Source organism: Dickeya sp. MK7, assembly GCF_000406305.1.
GTDB lineage: Bacteria > Pseudomonadota > Gammaproteobacteria > Enterobacterales > Enterobacteriaceae > Dickeya > Dickeya fangzhongdai.
Map to the genome: position 1 here is coordinate 4035907 of NZ_CM001984.1, position 23097 is coordinate 4059003.

A 23097-nucleotide genomic window follows, 5' to 3' on the forward strand; every position below is an offset into this window, starting at 1 on the left:
TTGCCGGACAGCCTGCGCATCACTGACAACCGTAAGGGAGAGAGCCATCGCCATGAGGATTCACCGTTTCACCGGGCGCAACGCAACGCTGGCGCGGCTGCTGGCCTTGTTGCTGCCATTGGCATTACTGCTCCCACCGGCGGCCTATACCGCACTGCCGGAACCCGCGCTCATGCCATCCGCCGTACCCGACGCCCCGACTTACGCCCAATGCCTCCAGGCGCTGGAACGGATGGACAGCCGACGCTTTACCCGCATCACGCAGGATAAACTGGCGATTATCTATCACGACGACCCGGCGTATCAGGCGGATTACCGCCAGCCGGGCGACTACCTCGCCGACGGGCTGTTCGGCCCCAAGACGCGCAAATGGCTGGCGACGTTTTGCGGCGAATTCGGCATCACGCCGCCGCCCAACCGCAATACCTTCGCCGAAGCGCTGCTGGTGTCGCTGGCTAAAGTATCGGAGCTCGATCAGCTCTTCCCTTACTGGCGCAGCCGCATGGGCGCGCCGGAGCTGTTGCAGTGGCCGGCGCAGAAAACCATCGAATTTCTCACCGCGCAGGCGGACGCCGCCGCCGTCCCGCCGCCGCCGGAAGTGACGTCGCCGCAGTACTACGCCCTGACGGAGGATGACCTGCGCAAGCTGGCGGAACGCAACGCTATCCAGAGCCAACTGGACGGCATGATAGGCCACCAGTTCGCCAGTCCGGTGGAACTGAACAACGCGGTGCGCCCGTTGATCCGCCAGTTGCGCGGCAATGAGGAGCAGATCCTGCAACAGATTGTGGACGCCGTACCGGTCAGCAACGGCAACCCCAGCCGCACCCAGACCACGACGCAGAGCGACAGTTCTTCGCAGAACGATAATGCGCACCCCGACAATCAGCTACGTACTGAAATCGCCGACACCCGGCAGAACAGCGACGCCAGCACCGCCACGCCGATCACCGTCTATTCGCTTAATCAAAATGCGCTGGAGCTGGCTTATCTGGATCTCAATCTGGTATCGGTAGACAAAGACGCGCTGGCGCGGCTGGCAACGCTGAAAGACACCCCATTCGCCGACCGCTACCAGCTGGCGGTGGCGATGAAAATGGCCGGACTTGACCGCCTCAGCCACCAGAGCCGGCAACGCATTCTGGACATCGCCCGCAAAGACGGCGCGCCCCCGTCAACCACCCCGCCGATGGTCTGGCGCGCGCCCGCCGACTGCGGTTGTGAAGACAGCACCCCGAACGTTAACGGCGCCGACGCCACCTTCTACGGTTTTTACCCTTACTGGCAGCCGTTGGCCGACGGGCAGACCCTCAACTTTCGTCAACTGGACCGCATCGGCTATTTCTCCGCCGCGGTCTTGCCGGGCGCGCGCGACCCGCAACTGGTGCTGCCGCCCAACTGGCGGAAAACCCGCCCCTACGCCGATTTCATCCGGCTGGCGCACCGCTACCGCACCCATGTCGATCTGGTGGTGTCCACGCCGAGAAAACTGCCGTCGCCGGCGCTGGTCAGCCTGTTCACCTCGTCGCTGGTCGCCCGTCTCAGCGCCAACATTCAGACCCCGCTTGACGATGACTGGATCAATCGGGCCAAACCCTGGCTGACCTTCGGTTTGAGTCCGTCGGATACCCTGGCCGACGGCGTGACGCTGGACTTCGACCTGACCCGGCTCACCACCCGCGCCGGTCAGCAGACGTTTATTCGCTTTGTGCAGGCGCTGCGCAAAACCCTCACCCCCGCCGGACACGCGCCCGACTCACCGCCCCGCTACGCCGTCAACCTGATGGTGCCGGTGGAGTCGCTGCTCAAAGGACAAGGGTTCTACACGCTGGATAACCTGCGGGAACTGCTGCCGTATGTGGATCGGTTTATTTTGCAGCCGGAGCCCCCTGACGGAGTGGTCAAACCGCGCCGGACGCTCGATCAGTTGAGCGACCTGCGCCATTTTTTAAGCCAGCAGCCGCAGGCCGCGATTCCCGAGCTGTATCGCAAGCTGGTGCCTGTCCTGATTACCGACGCCAACCGCCATCAAACGACCGAGCTGGCGGAACTGGTGCGTTACAGCAGTTGGAGTTTTCTCGGCGCCGCCTACTGGCCGCTGCCGCTCGACGAAGCCAGCCAGCAGCTCATCAGCCAGACCTACTACCCCGCCGCCGATCTGCCCGCGCCGCTGGCGCGCATCGCCTCGGCCGTCAATGCGGTCATCGACGTGATCTGCCCCAACCGCTGGGTGCTACGGCTGATGCTGTTTATCACCTTCTGGGGGATTGTCGTCACCGGCGTCGCCAGCCTGTGGCTGTTCCCGGTGCGCAAGGTCACCGACTCGCTGTGGTTCGCCGGTTTTGTGGTGCTGTTCGCCGCGGCATTGATGCTGGCGCTGGTGGCGGACCCGTACTGGCAGCAATATCAGACGTTAATCCTGCTGCTGTTCGCCGCCGTGGTGGTCGCCATCGCCGTGCTGCAACGCATCAGGAAAAACCGGCGGGAGCGGAATCCTTGAGTGAGCATCATCCAGCATCCAATGGTCGGGATACGATCCGCCCCTGGGGCATAGTCTGAATGGCATTGTTATGCGGATTAATGCCCTGAGGCTGACCAATAAACTCCCACCCCCCCTGATGCAGGTTGAAATGCATCACATTGGCAGACACCGGCATCAACGCCACACTGTTGTGCTGGAAATACTCGCCTTCGGTAAACGAGTCCACCGGGCCGCCAGCCACCGTATCAATCATGTCGCTCTGTTGCTTGCTGGTAGGGTGCTGGTTATGAAACACCCGGTAATAATCACTGCGTCCCGGATGCTCTCTGACCTCCAGAGCACAACCATTCATACCTGGAGTAAAAGCAAACATGGCACTATCTTCTCTGGCGGCATGGTGCGGATATTTAGGAATATCAGTATAACCCGGCAGCACATTACCACTTTTAAACGGGATCCAATGCGCATAAATCACGCTGCCTGCTTCGGCGGTGCTGGCAACCGTGATTGGCTTGAGGCTGACTTTGTTTTTTTCTACCCCATCGGGAATTAACGCGAAATAACCCTTTTTGAGATTTTCATTGAGCAAGGCATTCATACCCGTTTGGTCATTGGTACGCATCACACCGGAAATATCCATCAGGTGGCTATCCAGATAACGTTTGGGGTCTTGTTTAAATGCCTGAGTATTTTCCAGCGCCGCTTTTGACAGCTCAGAAGCCCGGATAACGTTAGCAGCGGCGGAAGTCGCGCCAGTATGTGAAGTATAAACTGAGCGTACGTACATGTTGCCTTTCCTGATCAGTAATGATGACAACACTAGGTGTTGTAGCTCTGAGCCTCAGTTCCATCCCATAACAAAATAATAACCAAAAGGTAATATAATCACGCAGATAAAAATCCATCCGGCTATCCGCCCCCCTTCGCTCTGCACCTGAATACGTCGATTTATCCCCCAGCCAGCCCCCCTACCGAATCCCTCACCACCAGATGCCCGGCCAGTTCGATGCGCTGGGCGACGCCGAGCGCCTGCGCGGGCAGCAGTTGCTGGGTAAGCAGTTGCAGCGCGGCGCGCGCCATCTCTTCAAACGGCAGATGCACGGTGGTGAGCGCCAGCGGCAGCATATCCAGCGGCAGAATATCGTCCATCCCCATCACCGACAGGTCGTCCGGCACCCGCAGGCCGTGCTGGTTGAGCGCCTCCGCCACGCCAATGGCCTGATTGTCGGCGGCGCAGAAGATGGCGGTGACGCCGAGCCGATCCGGGTGGCGCGCCAGCCAGTCGAGCAGCGCGTCGCGGGCGGTCAGCGGCTGGAAATCCGGCAGCGACAGAATCAACCGTTCGTCCAGCGGGATACCGGCTTCAGCCAGCGCGTCGCGGTAGCCGCGCTCACGCTCGCGAATGGTCAGGCGGGAATGCCAGGTCAGATGCAGAATGCGCCGATGCCCTTGCGCAATCAGGTAACGCACCGCGGCGGCGGCCGAGTAGTGGTTGGCGGGCATCACGGTGTTAAGCCGCATGGTCGGGTCTTCGCCGTTGATCAGCACCGCCGGCACGCCGCTTTCCGCCACCGCGTTGAGCAACGTGGGGTGGTCGTCGTTGACGATCAGAATGCCGCTTTCCCGCCCGCCGCGCAGCGCCTGCAACAGTTGCTGTTCGTTGATGCTGTCCGGCTCGCCGACAAACGGACTGAGCTGGATGTTGCGCTGCTGACACAGGGTTTTCAGCCGGTTGATCAGCGTCAGCGACACCAGATTGAGGTCGCTTTCCAGCATCAGGTTGCGCGGCGTCGCCAGCATGATGTGGCGCAGCGGCTCCGGGTTGTCCGCCGTTTTGCTCGCCTTATGCAGCGGATACCCCTGCTCGGTGGCGATCGCCATAATCTGCTGGCGCACTTTGGCGCTGATGGGCGCGGTGCCGTTCAGCACCCGGGATACCGTGCTGATCGACACCCCCGCGCGGTCGGCAATATCCTTGAGCGTCGCCATTTATTTCATTCCCGTGTTGGCAATGCCGGTGGTGATGTATTTTTGCAGGAACACAAACACCGCCGTCACCGGCAGCAACGACAGCATGGTCATCGCCAGAATGTAGTGCCACTGCACCGAGAATTGCCCCTGAAACGCATTCAGGCCGATCTGCAACGTAAAGTTGTCCTGACTGGACAGCACGATCAGCGGCCATAGGAAGTCGTTCCAGCGCCAGATCACCGAGAAGATCGCCAGCACCGCCAGCGCCGGCGCGGTAAGCGGCAGGATGATTTTCCAGTAAATACGAAACTCGCTGGCGGCGTCGATACGCGCGGCTTCGATCAGCTCATCCGGGATGGTCAGCATGTACTGGCGCAGCAGGAACACCCCGGTGGGCGTGGCGATGGTGGGGATAATCACCCCCCACAGGTTGTCGCCCATGCGCAGGCCGATCACCACCAGAAAGGTCGGCACCATCACCACCGACAGCGGGATCATCATGGTGGACAGAAATAGCGTCAGCACCGTGCCGCGGCCGCGAAACTCGTATTTCGCCAGCGCGAATGCCGCCATTGAACTCAGCAACAGCGTCAGCAACGTCGCCATCACCGTCACGAATACGGTGTTTTTCAGGTAGGTGGCGAAATGGAATTTCGACATCGGCGTGGTGTAGTTGTCGGTTTCCAGATGCAGGGTTTTCTGCGGCGTCAGGTTCTGCACCGGCACCCGCACTACCTCCTGCGGCGCTTGCGGGTCTACCATCTGCGCCAGCAGGCCAATGCGCCGCACCATCGCCAGCGTCTTGCTGCTGCCGTCGTCCTGCTTCGCCTGCCACAGCTCCAGCGGTTTCGGGTAGTCGGGCAGCGTGACGGTGCTGGCGGCCTCCGGCAGAAAACTGGGCGGAAAGCGGTTGATCTCCGCCGGGGTTTTCAGCGACGACATCGCCGCCCACATCACCGGGATCAACACCAGCAGCGTGCCCACCACCAGCCAGACCCAGCTCAGGATGTCGGTGACGTGAATCCGCCCCGGATAACGGGTGCGGGTAAGAAACGCGATTATCTTCATCATGCCGGCTCCCGGTTATTTTTTGCCTTCCAGACGGCGGGTCAGCAGGAACTGCAACGCCGTCAGGATCATCAGCACCACCCCCATCAGCACCGACGCCGCCGAGGCCAGCCCGTACAGCGACGCGTTGGAGGAAAACGCGGTCTGATAGATGTACTGCACAATAAAGTTGTTGGCGGTGCCCGGCCCGCCGCCGTTGGTCAGCACCCAGGCTTCATCGAAAATCTGCACGCTGTTGATGGTCAACAGGATCACCACCACCAGAATGTTGGGCGCCAGCAACGGCAGCGTCAGGCGATAGAAACCGCGCCAGCGCGAGGTGCCGTCCACCGCCGCCGCCTCGTAGATATCACGCGGGATCGCCTGCAACCCGGCCAGCAGAATCAGGGTATAAAAACCGACGTGAAACCACACCGACACGAACACCACCCAGAAGCGCGCCAGCGACGGCTCCAGCAAAAACGTAATCGGCTGGCCGCCCAGCGACGACAGCACCAGATTCAGCAGCCCGTTACGATTGAGGAACCACTGCCACACCAGCCCGACCACCACCGGCGACAGCAGCACCGGGTAGAAGAAGATGGCGCGGAAAAAGCCGCGGGCGATGATCTTGCGGTTGAGGATTAGCGCAGTGACCAGCGCCACGCCGAGCGTGCACGTCACATTAAAAAAGGTGAACGAGACGGTGTTGTAGACGCCGGTCCAGAACAGATCCTGCTCGCAGGTGGCCGGCACGGTGTACTGCTCGCAACTCAGCAGGGTGGCGAAATTCTGCAACCCAACGTACGGCCGATCCCACAGCAGGATGTTGGTGCCGCCGGTGAAGGCGTAGCACACCGCCAGCAGGATCGGAATAAACACGAACACGGCGAACAGCAGCATGTTCGGCGCGATGAAAAACCACGGCATCACCCGGCGGCCGCCGAATTTTTGCAGCAGGTTGACCGATTTCTCCACCGGCGTCACCAGCGTATCCACCAGCGACGCGCCGGGCTGAATCAACGATTTTCGGTTCATGCTTGTCTCCTGCAATCAGGCATGCTGTTCCGTCAGACGCGGCAACGTCTGGCCGCTGTCGGTATCAAACAGGTGGCAATAGTCTTGCGGGAAGCGGACAAACACCAGCTCGCCGGCGCGAAATTCATGATGCCCCGGCAGGTGCACGATCAGCTCGTCGTCGATACCGCCGCAGCGGCCATAGATAAAGGTTTCATGCCCCATCATTTCGCAGCGGTCGATGCACAGCGACACGCCGTCGTCGTGCTCGCCCACCAATTGACAGTGCGACGGACGAATACCCAGCTCCACCGTTTTACCCTCTTCGCCGCGAAACGGCAGGCGCAACAGGTTGCCGGACGGACAGCGCACTTCCACCCCGTCATCCGACGCGCTGCTGATGGTGGCGAGGAACATGTTCATGCGCGGCGAACCGATAAAGCCGGCCACAAACTTGTTTTTCGGCCGGTTGAACAGCTCCAGCGGCGTCCCCACCTGTTCGATGCGCCCGCCGTTGAGCACCACGATGCGCTGGGCCATGGTCATCGCCTCCACCTGATCGTGGGTGACGTAAATCATGGTGGTGCGCAGTTTCTGATGCAGCCGGGTCAGCTCGCCGCGGGTCTGCACCCGCAGTTTGGCGTCAAGGTTGGACAGCGGCTCGTCAAACAGGAACAGATCCGGGTCGCGCACGATGGCGCGGCCGATGGCGACGCGCTGCTGCTGCCCGCCGGACAACGCCCGCGGTTTGCGATCCAGATACGGCTCCAGCCCCAGCATGCGCGCGGCTTCCGCGATGCGCCGTTCAATTTCGTCTTTGGGGAAATGCAGGTTTTCCAGCCCGAACGCCAGGTTCTTGCGCACCGACAGATGCGGATACAGCGCATAAGACTGGAACACCATGGCGATTTTGCGCTCCGCCGGGCCAAGATCGTTGACCTTGCGATCGCCGATCCACAGCTCGCCGTCGGTGATCGGCTCCAGGCCGGCGATCATCCGCAGCAGCGTGGATTTACCGCAGCCCGACGGCCCGACGAACACCATGAACTCCCCGTCGCGGATCGTCAGATCCACGCCTTTGATAATCTGTATCGACCCATAGCTTTTATGGACGTTTTTCAGTTCCAGACTCGCCATCACCGTTTCCTCAAACCCGTTTCTGTTTTTCAAACCTGGTTCTGTTTTTCAAACCCGTTTCTGTTTTTCAAACAGAATGCCGCTGCGCCAGCAGCATCAGCATGACCAGCGCCTGCCCGTACGGCACGGCGACATTGGGGATATCGTGATAAAACTGCAGGTCGTGCCCCATCGCGGTGCCGTCCGACACTCCTTGCACCACGCCCTGTTCATCAATCTGCGCCATCACCGCCGCCAGCCCTTTATCCAGCACCGCCTGCGGGAAATCCGCCAGCATGCCGAGCTGGCGGGCGGTGAGAATGCCGGCGATGAAACCGGCGCTGGCGGAGGTTTCCAGCGGCGAATCCGGGTCGTTGAGCAGGGTGTGCCACAACCCGGAATCATGCTGACAGGCCGCCAGCGCGCGGGTCTGCTGAGTGAGAATCGCCTCCAGCGTGCGGCGTACCGGCACCGAGAGCGGCGCGTCCGCCAGACAACAGATTTCCGGCAGCACCAGCGTCACCCAGGCGTTGCCGCGCCCCCAGAACGCCCCGGCGTAATGGTGGCGGCCCAGGAAAGTCCAGCCGTGATACCACAGCCCGGTGGCGGCGTCCGCCAGATAGCGCGCGTGGGTCAGCAACTGGTATTCGGCTTCGTCCAGCAGTTCGCGGCGTTTGAGCACTCCGGCGCTGACCACCAGAAACAGCCCGGCCATAAACAGCGTGTCGTCCCACAGCTGCCCGGTGTTGGGGCGCTCCTTGACCGTATGCTGGAAGCCGCCGTCTTCGGTTTTCGGCAGCGAATGCAACAGCCAGTCCGCCCATTCCGCCACCGCCGCCAGCCAGTGCGGGCGCGGGTTGTCGCGGCACAGCAGCGCCAGCACCAGCATCGGTGCGGTGGAGTTGATTTGCCGCGGCGGCAGCCCGGCCTGCAATTTCTGTTCGTACCACTGTTCCAGCGCCGCCAGCATGGCGTGATCCTGCCGCTGTCGCGCCAGTTTCCAGAAGCCGTACAGGCCGACGCCCACTTCCCAGTCCCACTCTTCGAACTGGATAGTCAGCGTGTCGCTGGCCTGTGCGTCATCGGTCACGCTGTTGATGGCCTTCAGGCGGCAGAACGCCAGCGCCACCTTGTCCAGCAGCGCATCAATTTGCTCGCGGTCGGATGGCCCGATCGCGGATAAAGGCGCATTCATGGATTGAGTCGTCATGTTACCGATCCTCCTCGGTACGCTCAGGCATCACCGACACCGTGTCGGGAAACGCAAAGGGATGATGATTGACAGAAAAACCGCTCGCCGGCTGCCAGGCCATCAGGCCGTAGTCCGGGTCGTCAAACTGCGCCGCGCCGTCGTCCGACCGTTGCGCCTGGCGGTGGCGGAAGCGTTCGATAAACGCCGGGAAACCCGCCGCGCCCTGCCCGCTGTCCACCGCGATGTACCAGACGTTATGCTCGCCGAAGGCGCGCAATTCGCTGTCCGGCTGTCCGCCGTCCGGCGTATGCAGTTGCAGCCCGGCCGGGTTGTGCAGCGCGGCATAACCGTTGCCGCCGCGCACAAAACACCAGCACGCGTCCACCACCACCTCGTCCAGCGCGGCGCGCGGCAGGTAAAGATGGGTCCAGCGGCGCAGGTCGTGCTGCAAATCGAAAATCATCCAGGCGCGGTTGCGATGCTGCATCACGTGCGGCAGGCGGCCGTTGCCTGCCCAATAAGATGGGCGATGCACGCCGTCCGGGCGATCTTCGCCGGGATGGTTGACCCACAACCGGGCGGCGTAATGCCGGCCAAGACGGATATCCAGCACATGCTGCTGGTGCCCCGGCTGGCCGGGGTGATGATCGAATACCGAGGAAAACGCCACGTCCTGCTGCTTCCAGGCAATCACGCGGGCGCTGCGGTTCAGCCCCTGCACCCAGCGCGCCTGCGCGCCCTGCGGCGACGGCCAGTGGGCGATGGCGAGCGTCTCGTCAGGCGGTTGATACTGGCTCAGGCACAGGAGCGGCAGCGCCGCGCAATGCGGAATCAACCAGCCTTCGCCCCACACCAGCGCACACAGGCCTGACAGTTCGGTCAACATGCCGGAGCGCAGTTCCTTATCGTAGGCGCGGCCCATAGTGCCGACCGCCACGCCGTTCTGATGCACCCAGGCGGTCATCAGCAGGATACGGTCGATAACGGTGCGGGCGCGTTCACGCAGGCTTGCATCGCTGGCCAGCTCGGCTAGCGCCACCAGCCCGATCAGATCGATAGGGTAGTAAGCGGCGGAGTTCCACTCCACCAGCCCATGTTCCAGAATGGCGTCAAACCAGCGATCCAGCCGCTGACGGGCGATGGCCTGCTGCTCGCGGCCCCGACGGCCGCTGCACACAAATACCGCATCGGGAAAGTTTTGTCCGGCCAGATACTGCGCGACGTGAAAACAGAGGCAATGGTTCTCGCTCCAGAACCACATGGTGTCGTTGCCCGGCTCGTCGATCCAGTAACGAAAACCGAGGATTACGCTGCGCACGCGCCGCCAGTCATGCGCCGTCAGCCGCTGGCCCTGATAGCGCTGCCACAGCCAGATGAGCGGCACCAGTTGAAAGTCGGCGCAGTCTTCCCGACGGCTGATCTTGTGCAGCGCCTGATTGAGGGCAGGCATGATATCCGCCGTCCCTTCGCCGGTGGCGAAGGCAGCCAACACCCGGCCAATCCGTTCGAAGCCGTGCAGCGCGGTGTGGCGCAGCAGGTAGTCGCGCCGGGCGGCCAGCGTCGGCAGCGACGGCATGGTCTGCGTCGGCAGGCGGCCGAAGCTGATACTGCGATTCAGCGTGATGCCGTCGCACACCGCGCTGCATACCAGATCGTAATAGCCCACCAGCCCTGTCGGCAGCGTCACCTGCCAGCCGGCGTTGCCCGCCGCCAGCGATTGCTGTTGCCGCCAGGCCGGCGCCGATTCGTTGACGTTGCATAGCAGCCGATGACTGACGCTGGCCGCTTCCGGCAACGGCGCGGCGGCCCGCAGCGTCAGGGTATCGCGGTCGGTCAGGTTATCGACCAGCGACAGGTTGTTGAGCCAGTGGTCCAGCGCCTGTATACGTTCGCTGCAGGCGGCGTCCGGCGTGGCCTGCCAGCGCAGCGGCGGCTCATCAAGATAGCGCAGGCTGAACAGGTAGTCGGTATCACGCTCGCACAGCTCCTCGGCGTGCACCACCAGCGTATTCAGCCCCAGTTGCAGCGGCAGCGTCAGTTCACAGTGTTGTTCGGTGTTGCGGCTAAACGGGGTAAACCGGCAGATCTGACGGCCGTTAAGCCAGACGGTCACGCCGCCGCAGGTAGACAGCCGGAAACGCGCCGGTTGCAGGCTATCGCTGTGCAGGTAGCAGCGGGCAAAACGCTGCACATGGGTGGGGCAAGGCCAGAAATCGCTGAAATTGACCGACTGGCCGTCATCGCCGCCGCTCCACAGCGTATGAAAACGGAGATGCTCCGGCAGGCTGACGGCGCGCGGCGCGGTTTCTTTCAGGAACCGCACCCGACAAGGCAATACGCCGACATCCACAAAGCCATTAATAAAGCGGTAATTAACATTATCCGGCAGGGTGTCCGCTTCGGCAGGATAATATTTTTCCTCCAGTTCGGTAATCATAAACCGGTTAATCACGCTATTTTTCTTTAACACCCAACCGATATTCATGGCGAATCCTTGTTACCGCGCGAGCGAATAAATGAAATATCGAAAACGCATTACCAAATAAAAAATGCTAATGAATAAGAAATACCTTATGGCATTTATTTGCACAGTTGTATTTATTTGCACCGTTATTGTGCGCTCGCCGCCTTTATTTGGCGCAATGCAACTTTCCAGTGCCCAACCCGGAAATCAACGGCAATTAATGCAAAATTTGCATACATTGGTAATTTGCACTTAACATCGTATTTTTGCATTATAGAGTAAATTATCGCGTGAACAATATGCGATTCTTATCACAAAAAGACGTTGACTCAGCCATGAGTCGAAATATATTTAATATGCTTCACAAAAAAGAACGCTATTTTTGTTCATGATTAGTCGCTGAATAGGCTATTCATGCAAATTTGCATAACGCATCAGGGCTGTCGAATATACCCGGAGTAATAAAGCCAACGCGCCTGCAACTTCCAGCAACTTGAAGTATGACGGGGCTACCCAAAATAATTCGAGTTGCGGGAAGGCGGCAACCGAGTGAATCCCCAGGAGCTTACATAAGTAAGTGACTGGGGTGAGTGAGGGAAGCCAACGCACCGGCAACTTGAAGTATGACGGGTATATATATCCATATGGGTGGGAGAGTATGATGAATCGCTATCAGCACGCGCTGTTATTTTCCTTTATGACGCTGGGCGCTTTTGCCAGCAGCAATGCCATTGCCGCCAAAACGCAAATCACCTTTTTATACAGCGACGACGATCCGGAGCTGGTCCATTTCATGGAGCAGAAGGTTAAGACGTTTTCACAAAGCAACGATCACATCGACGTGAATTTCGTCAGCACCGGCTACAACGCGCTGCAAACCCAGTTGCCGATGCAACTGGCCGCCGGTCTGGGGCCGGATATCGCCAAAACCACCCAGATGGGCCTGCTCTCCTACACGCTCGACCTGCGCCCTTATCTGGCCGACCCGGCCGGTTTTGAAAAACGCTACGGCGCCAGTATTGAAAAAATCATGCGCATCAAAGGGGTACACAAGGATAACGCCCTGCCCGGCTTCGTCGCCTCCTGGACCGCCGACCTGCCGTTCGTCAACGTGACCCTGTTCCAGCAGGCCGGCGTGCCGCTGCCGCAACCAGGTTACACCCTGGAGCAGCTGATGCAGGCGTCGAAACAGGTGGCGGAAAAAACCGGCGTCGCCATTCCCTTCACCATTGACCGCAGTGGTTTTCGCTTCTCCGGCCCGGCCTACTCCTACGGCACGCGCTACGACAAAGACGGCCTGATCAACTTCCCGGACGCCGCTGCGCAGGCGTGGATCAAGGATCTGAAGCGCTGGTCGGACGAAGGCATCTTCCCGCGTGAAATGTGGGGCGCCGCCGGCGGCGGTCAGTACAAGAGCATGGCGGACGATTTTGTGAACGGCAACATCGTCACCTACTTCTCCGGCAACTGGCAGTTGAACCAGTTCAGCAAGCAGATCGGCAACGGCTTCGACTGGAAAATGCTGCCCGCTCCCTGTAAGGAAAAATGTATCTCGATGGGCGGCGCCACCTTCATCATGCCGTTCAAGACCACCAAGCATCCGAAAGAAGTGGCGGAATTCATGGAATGGCTGGGCAGCGACGCCAACCAGCGAGACATTGCCGAGCACTTTAATATCATCGTCGGCGCTGACATTCCGGATCTGCATTACCAGACCAAGGATCAGCACGTGATCGACGGGCTGAACACCGCCCGCGCCGAGATCGCCAACATCCCGGCCTACGTGTTCGACTGGGAGAAAATGGAAAGTCTGGGCGGCAACGAGCTGTACCCGATTATCCTGACCCGTTTTACCCAGTACCTGAACAATCAGGTGTCCTATGACGAGTATCTGCGCCTGACGGAAAACGACGTGAAACGGCTCAATCAGACCATCGCCGCCAACCGTCAGCAGCAGAAAGCTCAGTAACGGAGGGGTATGAAACGCCAGCTGATTCACCTGCCCATCGATGGCGACACGCCGTTCGACTGGCAGACGGAAAACGACCTCTGCCAGCAACGGTGGCCGGATGAAGACCGTTTTTTGGTGGTGACCGGCACCTTCACCCGGCTGCTGTGCTGGCGGCAAGGTCGGCTGCAACGCTACGGCGGCAGCCTGTTTCCGGTGGGCGACCCGGCCAGTCAGGCAAGGCTCGGGCTGTGGGGCGTGCAGGCGATGCTGCAGGCGGTGGAAGGTATGACGCCGCTCACGCCGCTGGCCGGCACGCTGTTTGCCCGTTTCGACAACCACATCGAACAGGTGGTGGATTGGTCGAAGCAGGCGCAGGCCGGTGATTACGCCGCGCTGGCGGCCGATATTCTCGCGCAGCCGGACGACCCGCTGGCGGTGCCGCTGCTAAAATGCAGCGCCCGTGAACTGGCGGCGTTGCTGCGCATGTCTGAGGCACGCCAGCCGGAGCAGGTCTGCTTTAGCGGCGCGCTGGCGGCGGCCTGTCTCCCTTATTTCACGCAGGAGGCTCGCTCATGACCGCCGCGCCTTATGCCACTGACATACCCTATGCTGGAGAAACGCTTTATGCCGGCGTTGACGGCGGCGGCACCGGCTGTCGGGCACGGATTTACCGGGCCGACGGCACGCCGCTCGGTCAGGGCGGCGGCGGTCGCGCCAATCTGCTGCTGGGCGTGGAAACGGTGCGTCAGGCGGTGGACGACGCGCTGATGCAGGCGCTGAAACACAGCGGATTGGGCGAGCAGGACAGCTCGCGTCTGCACGTCGGGCTGGCGCTGGCCGGCGCCGAACACCGCAGCGCTTATCAGGCGTTTCTGGCTTTGCCGCATTCCTACGCCGCGCAGGTGTTGAATACCGATGCGCTGGGCGCCTGTCTGGCGGTAAATCAGGGAGCAGACGCCGGGGTGGTGATCGCCGGCACCGGCTCGTGCGGGCTGGCATGGCATCAACGCGCCATCACCGCTTACGGCGGCCACGAATTTCCGATTTCCGATCAGGGCAGCGGCGCGCGTCTCGGGCTGGCGGCGCTGCAATATCTCTGGGGAGTCAAACAGGGTTGGGCGGCGCCGTCGGCATTAAGCCGCCAGCAGGCGCTGCCGTTTGACGGCGACGCGCAAGCGACGGACTGGCTGAATCAGGCCAAGCCGGGCGATTACGCCCGTTTCGCCCGACCGGTATTTGACTGCGCCCGTCAGGGCGATGCGCTGGCGACCAGCCTGCTGCAACAGACCGCCCGTGAAATTGAAGGGCTGCTCACTGCGGTGGCGAAACATGAACCGCCCCGCCTGTCGCTGATGGGCAGCATCGGTTTGCATATCCGTCCCTGGCTGGCCGAAGCATGGCAACAGCGGCTGTCGCCGCCCGCCGGCGACGCGCTGGACGGCGCGCGGCTGATCGCCGTCAACCGTTACGCGCTCTACGCCTGACGTTCACACCGCTGATACCTCACGCACGCGCCTGTCGCTGCGTCGCCCAGCGCAGGCAGAGCAACGGCAGCGGCAACGTCATCGCCAGCAGCAGCCACACCAGTGCGTACACCGCGTCCACGCCGTCATTTTGCAGGTTGATATACAGCTTCACCGGGATGCCTTGTGGAAAATAGGCGAAAATCATCACGATGCCGAATTCGCCCATCGCCCGCACCCAGGCGATGGCGACAGCCGCCGCCAGCCCGGAAGCGGCCTGCGGCAAGGTCAGGTAGAGCAGGCGTTGCCAGGCGGTGGCCCCCAGAATGCGTCCGGCCTCGTCCACCGCCGCCGGAATACCGGCGAAAGCGGAGCGCGCCGCGGTGATGAAATAAGGCAAAGCCCCGTACACCTGCGCCGTCACGAACGCCGCCGGGTTATTCACCAGCGCCAGCCCGACGCGGGATAACAGACCGCCGATCGGACTGTACGGTCCGTACACCGACACCAGCAGGATGCCCATCGCCAGCGGCGGCGTCAGCAGCGGGATCATCACCAGCAGTTCCACCAGCCAGCGGCGGCGAGAGCTATTCGCGCGCGCCAGCCAGAGCGCCACCGGCAACCCCAGCAGTATCACCAGCGCGATCGACAGCAGGCCGAGGCAGACGGAAACGGCGATAGCGTCGCCGTCGCCCCACGCCAGTTGGAAATGATGCCACGGCGTAATGCCCAGCAGCGTGACAAACGGCACCGCCAACAGCAGCAGTGCCGGTATCGCCAGCCAAAACGCCATCGCGGCGGTTACTTCGCGGCGTAGAGCGCGGTTCCTTTCGGAACGTCGTAGCCGTTCTGGCGGAACAGCGCCTGCCCTTCCGCGCTTAACATAAAGTCGACGAATTTACGGGCCTGCGCCGCATCGGGCGCGTTTTTCAGCACCGCGGCGTAGAACACCAGCGGCTGGGTGTGCAGCACCTGATCTTTGCCCGCGCTGTCTTTGATGGTGAAGCTAACGGTGTCATACCACTGTTTCGACATCGCCGGGTTGCTGAGGTTGATCTCATCCGGCAGCGACACATACGGCAGTTTGGCGGAGCGTACCGCGCTTTCGTAACCGGAGGTGGCGTCGATCTGGCCGGATTCCAGCCGGGTCAGCAGCCCGCCTTCCATGAACACCTGCGCCGGGTTCTGCACCTCGCCCAGCGCCTTTTTGGCGGCATCCGGCTGATGGTAGTACTTCTCGGCCAGCAGCATGGTGAAGACGATATTCTGTCCCTGTGGGTCGTTATACGGATCGGTGCGGCCGAATTTCAGCGATTTGTCTTGCAACACGCTCAGCCAATCACTGTTTTTCGCCTTATCGGACGCCGCCAGTCTGGCGGCAAACGGGCTTTTCGGGTTGTAGGCGATGACCATACGGGTACTGGCGACCGGGATGGCGTCGTCGATCAGTCCGGCGTCTTTCAGAATCTGCATCGGCCCCGGCGTGATCGACACGAATACGTCCGCCACCACCTTCTTGCTGGCCAGCAGGCGCGCCATACCGTACGCGCCTTGCCCCTGTCCCTGATAGGTCAGGTTCTCTTTTTTGGCGAACGTCGGCCCCAACGCCTTGTCCATCACCACGCCCATCGACCCGGCATAGGTTAACTGAATTTTATCCTGCGCCTGCGCGACGCTGCCCCCAAATAGCGCGGCCGCCAATACGGCAGCCAGTTGATACCTAACCCGAATGTTCACTCTCGACTCCATCCGTTATATACAAAAAGAAACAACGAGGTTCCTCCTGAATGCGGGCAAATTCAAAAAATAAAATGCGACAAAATATGTGATCCCGATCGTGCTGTAAGGCGTTACAGGGCCGGGCAGCGACGTCAATACATTGAAATTCCTCGATAACGCCTTTCGCCACGACGTTTTCTTCGTCGGCTTGCCGCCTTACGATTCAGACACATTTTTTTACCTCTCGTCAGCTGGCGCAAAATCGTTATGTTATATTATAACGATAATGATGGAGGATACTGTGACCAGTCTTTACGCTTTTTCCGCTTTTGCCCGGCTGGGTATCGCCGGTGTTGTGCTGGCGCTGTTATGGGGTCTGATTTCCTGGGCGGTGACGCTGGCATGATTGCACCACACTCGATAACACTACATACACTGATGTTCGGCTATACCGGCCAGCCCCCGCTGGGCACGCTGGACGGTTGTTTTGACAGCGGTTCGCTGACCGCGATCGTCGGCGCCAACGGCACCGGTAAATCCACCCTGCTTAAAACCCTGGCCGGTTTGTTGCCGCCGCTTGGCGGTCATTTCTGCATGGCGCCGCAGGCGCGCCGCCAACTGGGCTACCTGCCGCAACTGACCGAGTTCGACCGCCAGTTTCCGCTCAGCGTCAACGATCTGGTGCTGATGGGGTGCGTACCGCACTGCGGCATGTTCGGGCGCATTTCCGGCGCATGGCGCAAAAACGCGCTCAATGCGCTGGATACCGTCGGCATGGCGGAATTCGCGCAGGCGCACATCGGCACGCTTTCCGGCGGCCAGTTGCAGCGCGTCCTGTTTGCCCGGCTGCTGGTGATGCAGTCGCCGGTGATCCTGCTGGATGAGCCCTTCACCGGCATTGATGCCCAGACCACCCGCGCGCTGCTGACGGTGATCCGGCAATTGCATCAGGAAGGCCGCACCATTCTGGCGGTGCTGCACGACCTGGAACAGGTGGAAGCCCACTTCCCCCGCGTGCTGATGCTCCACCCGGAAGGCCACCGCTGGGGCGACTGCGGCGAGGTGCTGTCGTCCACAACCGGCGTAACCACGCCTTTGCAAGCAACAACATCTTTGCAAACAGCTATGCCGCCGCAACTGAGGCTGGTGCCATGATGCTGATTCATTTATTGACCGAACCGTTCGGCGATTTTGGTTTCATGCGCCGGGCGCTGGTGGGCTGTCTGGCGCTGACCCTGAGCGCGGCGCCGCTCGGCTGTTTTCTGTTACTGCGCCGCATGAGTCTGATCGGCGATGCGCTGTCTCACGCGGTGCTGCCCGGCGTGGCGATCGGCTACCTGATTTCCGGCATGTCGCTGGTGGCGATGGGCGTGGGCGGGTTTATCGCCGGGCTGGCGGTGGCGATGCTGTCCGGCGTGGTCAGCCGTCACACCGAATTGAAGGAAGACGCCAGTTTCGCCGGGTTTTATCTCGGCTCGCTGGCGCTGGGGGTGACGCTGGTATCGCTGCGCGGTTCCAGCGTCGACCTGCTGCATGTGCTGTTCGGATCGATTCTGGCCATCGACGCCGACGCGCTGATCACCATTGGCGTCATCAGTTCCTGCTCGGTGCTGGTGCTGGCGTTGATCTACCGGGCGCTGGTGATCGAATCGTTTGACGTCACCTTCCTGAAGATCCTGTCGCGCCGCTCGCGCGCCTTGATCCACGGTCTGTTTCTGTCGCTGGTGGTGCTGAATCTGGTGGCGGGCTTCCAGTTGCTCGGCACGCTGATGGCGGTCGGCATGATGATGCTGCCCGCCGCCTGCGCCCGCTTCTGGAGCCAGCGCCTGCCGGTCATGCTGATGGTGGCGGTGGGCATCGGCGCCTGCGCCAGTCTGGTGGGGCTAACCTGGTCTTATTACGCCGACCTGCCGGCCGGCCCGGCGGTGATCCTCACTACCACGCTGTTGTTCTGTTTTTCGGTACTGTTCGGCTCGAATGGCGGCATGTTGCGTACGCGCCGCTGATATTTGATGGTTTTTGCATGACACGCTGTCTGTCACAAGCACACTGCCTGTCACAAATACATTGTCCGTCATAAATACATTGTCCGTCACAAATACACTGAGAGGGAAAAGATGAAACGTTCTGTTTTGGTTATGGCGCTGTCCAGCCTGTTGTTGAGCCCGCTGGCGATGGCGAAAGATCTGAATGTGGTGGCGAGTTTTTCGGTACTGGGCGACATGGTCAGCCAGATTGGCGGCCAGCACGTGCGCGTGACCGACCTGGTGCAGCCGAACGGCGACCCGCATGAGTTCGAACCGTCGCCGAAAGACAGTAAAACCCTGTCGCAGGCCGACGTGGTGTTCGTCAGCGGCCTCGGGTTGGAAGGCTGGCTGGACCGTCTGATCAAAGCCTCCGGCTACAAAGGCGACGTCATCACCGCCTCCACAGGCATCAAAACCCTGAAAATGGAAGAAGACGGTAAAACCGTCACCGACCCGCACGCCTGGAACAGCATGAAAAACGGCATCACCTACGCCCACAATATCGTCGATGCGCTGGTCAAAGCCGACCCGGAACACGCCGATGATTACCGCAAACAGGGCGACAGCTACATTCAGCAGCTACAACAACTGGATGACTACGCCACCCAAACGTTTTCCGCTATTCCGAAGGAAAAGCGCAAGGTGCTGACCAGTCATGACGCCTTCGGCTATTTCGCCGCCGCCTACGGCGTACGTTTCCTGTCGCCGATCGGTTACTCCACCGAGTCCGAAGCCAGCAGCAAAACCGTCGCCAAACTGATCAATCAGATCAAGAAAGAGCACGTGAAACTGTACTTCATCGAGAATCAGACCGATCCGCGACTGGTGAAACAGATCGCCGACGCCAGCGGCGCGCAGCCGGGCGGCGAACTCTATCCGGAAGCGCTGACCGACAGCAACGGCCCGGCCGCTACCTACACCGCCGCGTTTAAACACAACGTCGACACCATTGCGGCAGGCATGAAGTAATCGGGATAAAACCGGCCACGGCTATTTTCTTATTTCGCCCGGCGGCAGCGTCGGGCGACGCAATAAAAACCCTTCAAATTATATCGACAAAATAAAAAACCCAACGCGATAAAAATATAATAAAAGCATTTATTAGAAATTAATTTAAATTTTAATTTATTCAAAACCCTCTATTCCACGAAAAAAGCAACCGTTTGCATTCCGAATAAAAAAGCGTAGTATGCCTTTCGTTACAATAAGGCAACATTGCATCACCCATATATTTAACCAGCACCCTGAAATACGCCGCCATGTCGGATATTTCCAGACATGATGGATTATTGGCGTTTTATACCTGACTAATTCACGTTGCGGGGCAACACACCTGCGTGTTGAACAACACACCTGCAACCTGAAGTATGACGGGTATATCGATTGATGAAAGAGACAATTATTCATTGTTGAAGGCAGGGACAATTCTCGTCCCTATTCACGGTTTTACCGAAACGGAATTTAACAGAGGATTTATGTCTGATTATCTACAGAGGATGCAAAAACCCCGGAATGTTTATGTTAATGGCGAACCGGTCAGTCATCTCTCCCGACATCCCATGTTCTGCGGCGCTATTCGGTTTATCAATCGCTATTATGAATTACAGCAGCAGGACCCGGCCGTACATCTGGTTAATCACGAGTACGCCGCCAGCCTGCTGATCCCCCGCTCCATTGAAGACCTGAGACAAAAAGGCCGTTCCTACAAAGCGGTGGCGGACACCTCCTACGGCATGCTGGGCAGAACGCCGGACTTCATCAACAGCGCGATTGCGGCCATCGCCAGTCATGCGGAAGCGCTGGGACACGATCAGTATTGCGATTACGCGCATAACGCCCGCCGTTATTACGACTACTGCCGGGAGAATAACCTGTATGTCTCGCATGCGGCCATCAATCCGCAGGTGGACCGCAGCCGCGCGCTGTCCGAACTGCGCAGCCCATCCGCCGGCGTCAGGGTAACCCACTACGACAGCAACGGCATTACCGTCAGCGGCGCCAAGATGATCGCCACGCTGACGCCGGTTTCCGACGAAGTGCTGATCTTTAACATGCCCGGCCTGACCGAGAACGACAAAGACTTCGCCATCGCCTTTACCCTTGATGTCACCGACCCCAATCTCAGGATGCTGTGCCGCAAAACCCTGACCTATCCGGAACACTCGCCGCTCGACCATCCCATCGCCAATCTGTTTGATGAAATCGACTGCCTGCTGCTGCTGGATAACGTTCAGGTGCCCTGGGAACGGGTGCTGATTTTCCGCGACGTGGAGAAATCCAACGCGTTCTACGACAGAACCAAGGCCCGCAACCATACCGGCCATCAGGGCATCATCCGGGGGCAAGCCAAAGCCGAATTGCTGACCGGCGTCGCCACCCGCATTGCGCAAACGCTGGGGCTGGACCGGTTTCTGCACGTGCAGGAGAAGTTGGGGCGTATGACCACCAGCCTTGATTTGCTCAAAGGCGCTATCCAGCTTGCCGAAAACGCGGCGACCATCGACGACCACGGCGTCTGCAACCCCGACATCAGCGCCATTCAGGCGATCCGCTACCATTTCCCTTTATGGTACAAAGACATGCAGCAAACTATCCAGTCGCTGTGCGCGGGTTCGATGCTATCGATTCCCGATGCCGTCACGCTGGGCGTTCTGCCGCCGCAGCAGCAGGACGAACTGTTCGATCCATACCGGACCGCGCTGCTGAATCTGGGCTGGGACCTGACCGGCGACGGCTTCGGCCAGCGACAAATGGTGTATGAAATCTACCACGCCGGCGATCCGCTGCGTATTGCCGCCAAACATCATCAGGAATATGACAAACGGGATCTCCTCGCTACGCTCGATCAACTGCTGCATTCATCCTGCCAGGAGAGAAACCATGATTAGATGCGCCTGCCTGGTTCATTATCTGAATAATCAATTGCTGGTCGTAAAACCCCGAAATAAGAATGTCTGGTATCTACCGGGCGGCAAAATTAATGACGGAGAGAATATTCGCACCGCATTAATTCGGGAATTGCAGGAAGAATTGAATATCCAGTTACGCGAAGAAGACATGACGTATCTGCGCAGCGTTATCGGCCCATCGCATGATTATTCCGACGACACGCTGCTGCATTGTTTTACAACGTCGGTGTCACTGGATATTCGGCCGGATAATGAAATTGAACAGGTGAAATATATTACTTCCGGCGATGTCGAGGTAGCGCCGCTGGTGACCGCATTTATCAGGTGACAATATGATTTATCATTCAAGTCGTCTAAAAAGCATCATGCAAGAGCATGATGTTGAGATGGTTATCGCCGCAACGGCGCAGAACATCAAATATTTTTCCGGCTTTATGCCCGTGGTGAAAACGCTGCGGCCTTATCAGGGCGAATGCTACGTCATGATTACCGCCAGCAACGTCGGACAGATCCACCTGGTGCATGCGATCGGCGAAATCGATCAGGTGCTGGATAGCCCAGGCAATATCGGGCTGGTGCATACCTACGGCACGTTTTTCCGTGAGCCGAACGATGAAGTCATGCTCACCGACGAGGAACGTCGTCTGCAGTCTTATTCCTGCCAGAACACGGCGTTCGCCGATGCGGAAACCGCGTTAATACAGGCTGTCGCCGCGCTGATTTCCCCCGAAATGCGCCGAATCGGCATCGACGAAGACGGCCTGCACGCCATGACGCTGCTCACGTTGCAGCGCACATTCCCGGCGATCCGCTTTGTGCCGTTTGCCGCCATGCTGCGCCGCACCCGGCAGGTCAAAACCGCGTTTGAAATCGAACAGTTGTCCACCTCCGCCATCAACAACGAAAAAGCCGTGCGCCATGTCTGCGAGCACGTACACGCCGGCATGCCGGAAACCGAAATCGTCCGGCTATTCAATGCCTCGCTGGCGGGTGACGGCAGCATTCCCGATCTTACGATGTTGAAAATCGGCCGGCATGCCGTCGGCGGGCAACGCCTGCCTCGCGTGGAGAACCGTCTGCAACGCGGCGACGTACTCTGGTTCGACGCCGACGCCAGTTATCAGGGGTTCTGGTCCGATATCGCCCGTACCGTGATTTTCGATCACGACAACGAGGAGTACCGGGAAAAGTACGGCGCGCTGAAGCAAGGCATGGACCTCGCACTGCAACAGATTGAACCCGGTATGACGGGGCGGGACGTCTTTCATATGGTGATGGACAAGATTAACAGCAGAGGCCTGTTTCACTACCGCCGCCATCACGTCGGACACGGCATCGGGCTGGAGCCGTATGAACTGCCGCTACTGGGCCCCAACGACACGACGCCGATTGAAGAAGGCATGGTCCTGTCCGTCGAAACGCCCTACTACCAGTTTGGCACCGGGGCGCTGCACATTGAATCTCCGCTGCTGGTTGCCCGCCAGCACAATATCTGCCTGACCCGCGAATGGGCGCCTGAATGGACTGTCATTAAAGGAATGTCACTATGAGCGAACACCATACCCAAACCGTCAATCACACCCAGATCGTCAACCATACTCACGAACTGATCGGTCACACCCCGGTCTATCGGTTGCAGCATGATTTCGTGCCGGCAGGAAAATCCTGCTACATCAAACTGGAGCAGTTCAATCCTAATCTGAGCATCAAGGATCGCACCGCCTAGGGACTTATCAGTC

At 59.7% G+C, this 23097-nt stretch carries 20 protein-coding genes; 11 read left to right on the forward strand and 9 right to left on the reverse strand.

Going from position 1 to position 23097, the window contains the following annotated elements; all coding sequences use genetic code 11:
* The first annotated feature begins 52 nt into the window (after positions 1 to 52).
* The gene (locus DXXMK7_RS17455) at positions 53 to 2500 is read left to right on the forward strand and encodes a hypothetical protein (RefSeq protein ID WP_038920177.1); all 2448 of its coding nucleotides are present in this window, start codon (positions 53 to 55) and stop codon (positions 2498 to 2500) included.
* 7 nt (positions 2501 to 2507) lie between these two features.
* Here the strand turns inward: DXXMK7_RS17455 and DXXMK7_RS17460 are convergent, their stop codons facing one another.
* From DXXMK7_RS17460 to DXXMK7_RS17490, 7 genes are all read right to left on the reverse strand, one after another.
* Positions 2508 to 3269 carry a hypothetical protein gene (locus DXXMK7_RS17460; protein ID WP_038920179.1) on the reverse strand — a complete coding sequence of 254 codons (762 nt, stop codon included), beginning with the start codon at positions 3267 to 3269 and terminating at the stop codon, positions 2508 to 2510.
* Positions 3270 to 3430: 161 nt separating this feature from the next.
* Positions 3431 to 4471 carry a LacI family DNA-binding transcriptional regulator gene (locus DXXMK7_RS17465; RefSeq protein ID WP_038920180.1) on the reverse strand — a complete coding sequence of 347 codons (1041 nt, stop codon included), beginning with the start codon at positions 4469 to 4471 and terminating at the stop codon, positions 3431 to 3433.
* Positions 4472 to 5524, reverse strand: a complete 1053-nt coding sequence (locus DXXMK7_RS17470) for a carbohydrate ABC transporter permease (RefSeq protein WP_038920181.1) — start codon at positions 5522 to 5524, stop codon at positions 4472 to 4474.
* Between the two features lie 12 nt (positions 5525 to 5536).
* On the reverse strand, positions 5537 to 6538 hold the full coding sequence (locus tag DXXMK7_RS17475; RefSeq protein ID WP_038920182.1) for a carbohydrate ABC transporter permease: 1002 nt from the start codon (positions 6536 to 6538) through the stop codon (positions 5537 to 5539).
* Positions 6539 to 6553: 15 nt separating this feature from the next.
* A complete protein-coding gene (locus tag DXXMK7_RS17480; RefSeq protein WP_038920183.1) occupies positions 6554 to 7654 on the reverse strand; it encodes an ABC transporter ATP-binding protein in 1101 nt (366 codons plus the stop codon).
* Between the two features lie 67 nt (positions 7655 to 7721).
* On the reverse strand, positions 7722 to 8843 hold the full coding sequence (locus DXXMK7_RS17485) for a glycoside hydrolase family 105 protein (protein WP_049842465.1): 1122 nt from the start codon (positions 8841 to 8843) through the stop codon (positions 7722 to 7724).
* 1 nt (position 8844) lies between these two features.
* Positions 8845 to 11310 carry a hypothetical protein gene (locus DXXMK7_RS17490; RefSeq protein WP_038920184.1) on the reverse strand — a complete coding sequence of 822 codons (2466 nt, stop codon included), beginning with the start codon at positions 11308 to 11310 and terminating at the stop codon, positions 8845 to 8847.
* A gap of 640 nt (positions 11311 to 11950) precedes the next feature.
* Between DXXMK7_RS17490 and DXXMK7_RS17495 the strand changes: the two genes are divergently transcribed.
* The 3 genes from DXXMK7_RS17495 to DXXMK7_RS17505 are packed head-to-tail and all read left to right on the forward strand — an operon-like array spanning position 11951 to position 14724.
* Entirely contained in the window at positions 11951 to 13258 is a 1308-nt protein-coding gene (locus tag DXXMK7_RS17495; protein ID WP_038921115.1) for an ABC transporter substrate-binding protein, read from the forward strand.
* A 9-nt stretch (positions 13259 to 13267) separates the two neighbouring features.
* Positions 13268 to 13816 (forward strand): glucosamine kinase, encoded by a 549-nt coding sequence (locus DXXMK7_RS17500; RefSeq protein WP_038920186.1) that lies wholly within the window; start codon positions 13268 to 13270, stop codon positions 13814 to 13816.
* Positions 13813 to 14724: a BadF/BadG/BcrA/BcrD ATPase family protein gene (locus tag DXXMK7_RS17505; protein WP_049842466.1), complete on the forward strand. Its 912-nt coding sequence runs from the start codon at positions 13813 to 13815 to the stop codon at positions 14722 to 14724. The genes DXXMK7_RS17500 and DXXMK7_RS17505 overlap by 4 nt, the downstream gene beginning before the upstream one ends.
* A gap of 19 nt (positions 14725 to 14743) precedes the next feature.
* Here DXXMK7_RS17505 and DXXMK7_RS17510 read toward each other — a convergent pair whose 3' ends face one another.
* Both DXXMK7_RS17510 and DXXMK7_RS17515 read right to left on the reverse strand, forming a co-directional pair.
* Entirely contained in the window at positions 14744 to 15496 is a 753-nt protein-coding gene (locus tag DXXMK7_RS17510; RefSeq protein WP_038920187.1) for a molybdenum ABC transporter permease, read from the reverse strand.
* Between the two features lie 8 nt (positions 15497 to 15504).
* A complete protein-coding gene (locus DXXMK7_RS17515) occupies positions 15505 to 16440 on the reverse strand; it encodes an extracellular solute-binding protein (RefSeq protein WP_038920188.1) in 936 nt (311 codons plus the stop codon).
* A 384-nt stretch (positions 16441 to 16824) separates the two neighbouring features.
* Between DXXMK7_RS17515 and DXXMK7_RS17520 the strand changes: the two genes are divergently transcribed.
* The 7 genes from DXXMK7_RS17520 to DXXMK7_RS22910 all read left to right on the forward strand — a co-directional run bounded on the left by DXXMK7_RS17520 (position 16825) and on the right by DXXMK7_RS22910 (position 23084).
* Positions 16825 to 17577 carry a metal ABC transporter ATP-binding protein gene (locus DXXMK7_RS17520; protein WP_107760414.1) on the forward strand — a complete coding sequence of 251 codons (753 nt, stop codon included), beginning with the start codon at positions 16825 to 16827 and terminating at the stop codon, positions 17575 to 17577.
* Entirely contained in the window at positions 17574 to 18428 is an 855-nt protein-coding gene (locus DXXMK7_RS17525) for a metal ABC transporter permease (protein ID WP_038665848.1), read from the forward strand. The genes DXXMK7_RS17520 and DXXMK7_RS17525 overlap by 4 nt, the downstream gene beginning before the upstream one ends.
* Positions 18429 to 18539: 111 nt before the next feature.
* Positions 18540 to 19418, forward strand: coding sequence for a metal ABC transporter substrate-binding protein (locus DXXMK7_RS17530; RefSeq protein WP_038920190.1), 879 nt, complete (start codon positions 18540 to 18542; stop codon positions 19416 to 19418).
* A 506-nt stretch (positions 19419 to 19924) separates the two neighbouring features.
* Positions 19925 to 21337: a 4-hydroxyphenylacetate 3-hydroxylase N-terminal domain-containing protein gene (locus DXXMK7_RS17535; protein ID WP_038920191.1), complete on the forward strand. Its 1413-nt coding sequence runs from the start codon at positions 19925 to 19927 to the stop codon at positions 21335 to 21337.
* Positions 21330 to 21686: an NUDIX domain-containing protein gene (locus tag DXXMK7_RS17540; RefSeq protein WP_038920192.1), complete on the forward strand. Its 357-nt coding sequence runs from the start codon at positions 21330 to 21332 to the stop codon at positions 21684 to 21686. The genes DXXMK7_RS17535 and DXXMK7_RS17540 overlap by 8 nt, the downstream gene beginning before the upstream one ends.
* Positions 21687 to 21690: 4 nt before the next feature.
* Entirely contained in the window at positions 21691 to 22908 is a 1218-nt protein-coding gene (locus DXXMK7_RS17545) for a Xaa-Pro peptidase family protein (protein WP_038920194.1), read from the forward strand.
* The gene (locus DXXMK7_RS22910) at positions 22905 to 23084 is read left to right on the forward strand and encodes a hypothetical protein (RefSeq protein ID WP_202960845.1); all 180 of its coding nucleotides are present in this window, start codon (positions 22905 to 22907) and stop codon (positions 23082 to 23084) included. Before DXXMK7_RS17545 ends, DXXMK7_RS22910 begins: the two co-directional genes overlap by 4 nt.
* The last annotated feature ends 13 nt before the right edge of the window (positions 23085 to 23097 follow it).

Excerpts from the sequence above, each read along its gene's own strand:
- DXXMK7_RS17455 (WP_038920177.1), top strand. The coding sequence starts at position 53 with ATGAGGATTCACCGTTTCACCGGGCGCAACGCAACGCTGGCGCGGCTG.
- DXXMK7_RS17460 (WP_038920179.1), bottom strand. The coding sequence starts at position 3,269 with ATGTACGTACGCTCAGTTTATACTTCACATACTGGCGCGACTTCCGCC.
- DXXMK7_RS17465 (WP_038920180.1), bottom strand. The coding sequence starts at position 4,471 with ATGGCGACGCTCAAGGATATTGCCGACCGCGCGGGGGTGTCGATCAGC.
- DXXMK7_RS17470 (WP_038920181.1), bottom strand. The coding sequence starts at position 5,524 with ATGATGAAGATAATCGCGTTTCTTACCCGCACCCGTTATCCGGGGCGG.
- DXXMK7_RS17475 (WP_038920182.1), bottom strand. The coding sequence starts at position 6,538 with ATGAACCGAAAATCGTTGATTCAGCCCGGCGCGTCGCTGGTGGATACG.
- DXXMK7_RS17480 (WP_038920183.1), bottom strand. The coding sequence starts at position 7,654 with ATGGCGAGTCTGGAACTGAAAAACGTCCATAAAAGCTATGGGTCGATA.
- DXXMK7_RS17485 (WP_049842465.1), bottom strand. The coding sequence starts at position 8,843 with ATGACGACTCAATCCATGAATGCGCCTTTATCCGCGATCGGGCCATCC.
- DXXMK7_RS17490 (WP_038920184.1), bottom strand. The coding sequence starts at position 11,310 with ATGAATATCGGTTGGGTGTTAAAGAAAAATAGCGTGATTAACCGGTTT.
- DXXMK7_RS17495 (WP_038921115.1), top strand. The coding sequence starts at position 11,951 with ATGAATCGCTATCAGCACGCGCTGTTATTTTCCTTTATGACGCTGGGC.
- DXXMK7_RS17500 (WP_038920186.1), top strand. The coding sequence starts at position 13,268 with ATGAAACGCCAGCTGATTCACCTGCCCATCGATGGCGACACGCCGTTC.
- DXXMK7_RS17505 (WP_049842466.1), top strand. The coding sequence starts at position 13,813 with ATGACCGCCGCGCCTTATGCCACTGACATACCCTATGCTGGAGAAACG.
- DXXMK7_RS17510 (WP_038920187.1), bottom strand. The coding sequence starts at position 15,496 with ATGGCGTTTTGGCTGGCGATACCGGCACTGCTGCTGTTGGCGGTGCCG.
- DXXMK7_RS17520 (WP_107760414.1), top strand. The coding sequence starts at position 16,825 with ATGATTGCACCACACTCGATAACACTACATACACTGATGTTCGGCTAT.
- DXXMK7_RS17525 (WP_038665848.1), top strand. The coding sequence starts at position 17,574 with ATGATGCTGATTCATTTATTGACCGAACCGTTCGGCGATTTTGGTTTC.
- DXXMK7_RS17530 (WP_038920190.1), top strand. The coding sequence starts at position 18,540 with ATGAAACGTTCTGTTTTGGTTATGGCGCTGTCCAGCCTGTTGTTGAGC.
- DXXMK7_RS17535 (WP_038920191.1), top strand. The coding sequence starts at position 19,925 with ATGTCTGATTATCTACAGAGGATGCAAAAACCCCGGAATGTTTATGTT.
- DXXMK7_RS17540 (WP_038920192.1), top strand. The coding sequence starts at position 21,330 with ATGATTAGATGCGCCTGCCTGGTTCATTATCTGAATAATCAATTGCTG.
- DXXMK7_RS17545 (WP_038920194.1), top strand. The coding sequence starts at position 21,691 with ATGATTTATCATTCAAGTCGTCTAAAAAGCATCATGCAAGAGCATGAT.
- DXXMK7_RS22910 (WP_202960845.1), top strand. The coding sequence starts at position 22,905 with ATGAGCGAACACCATACCCAAACCGTCAATCACACCCAGATCGTCAAC.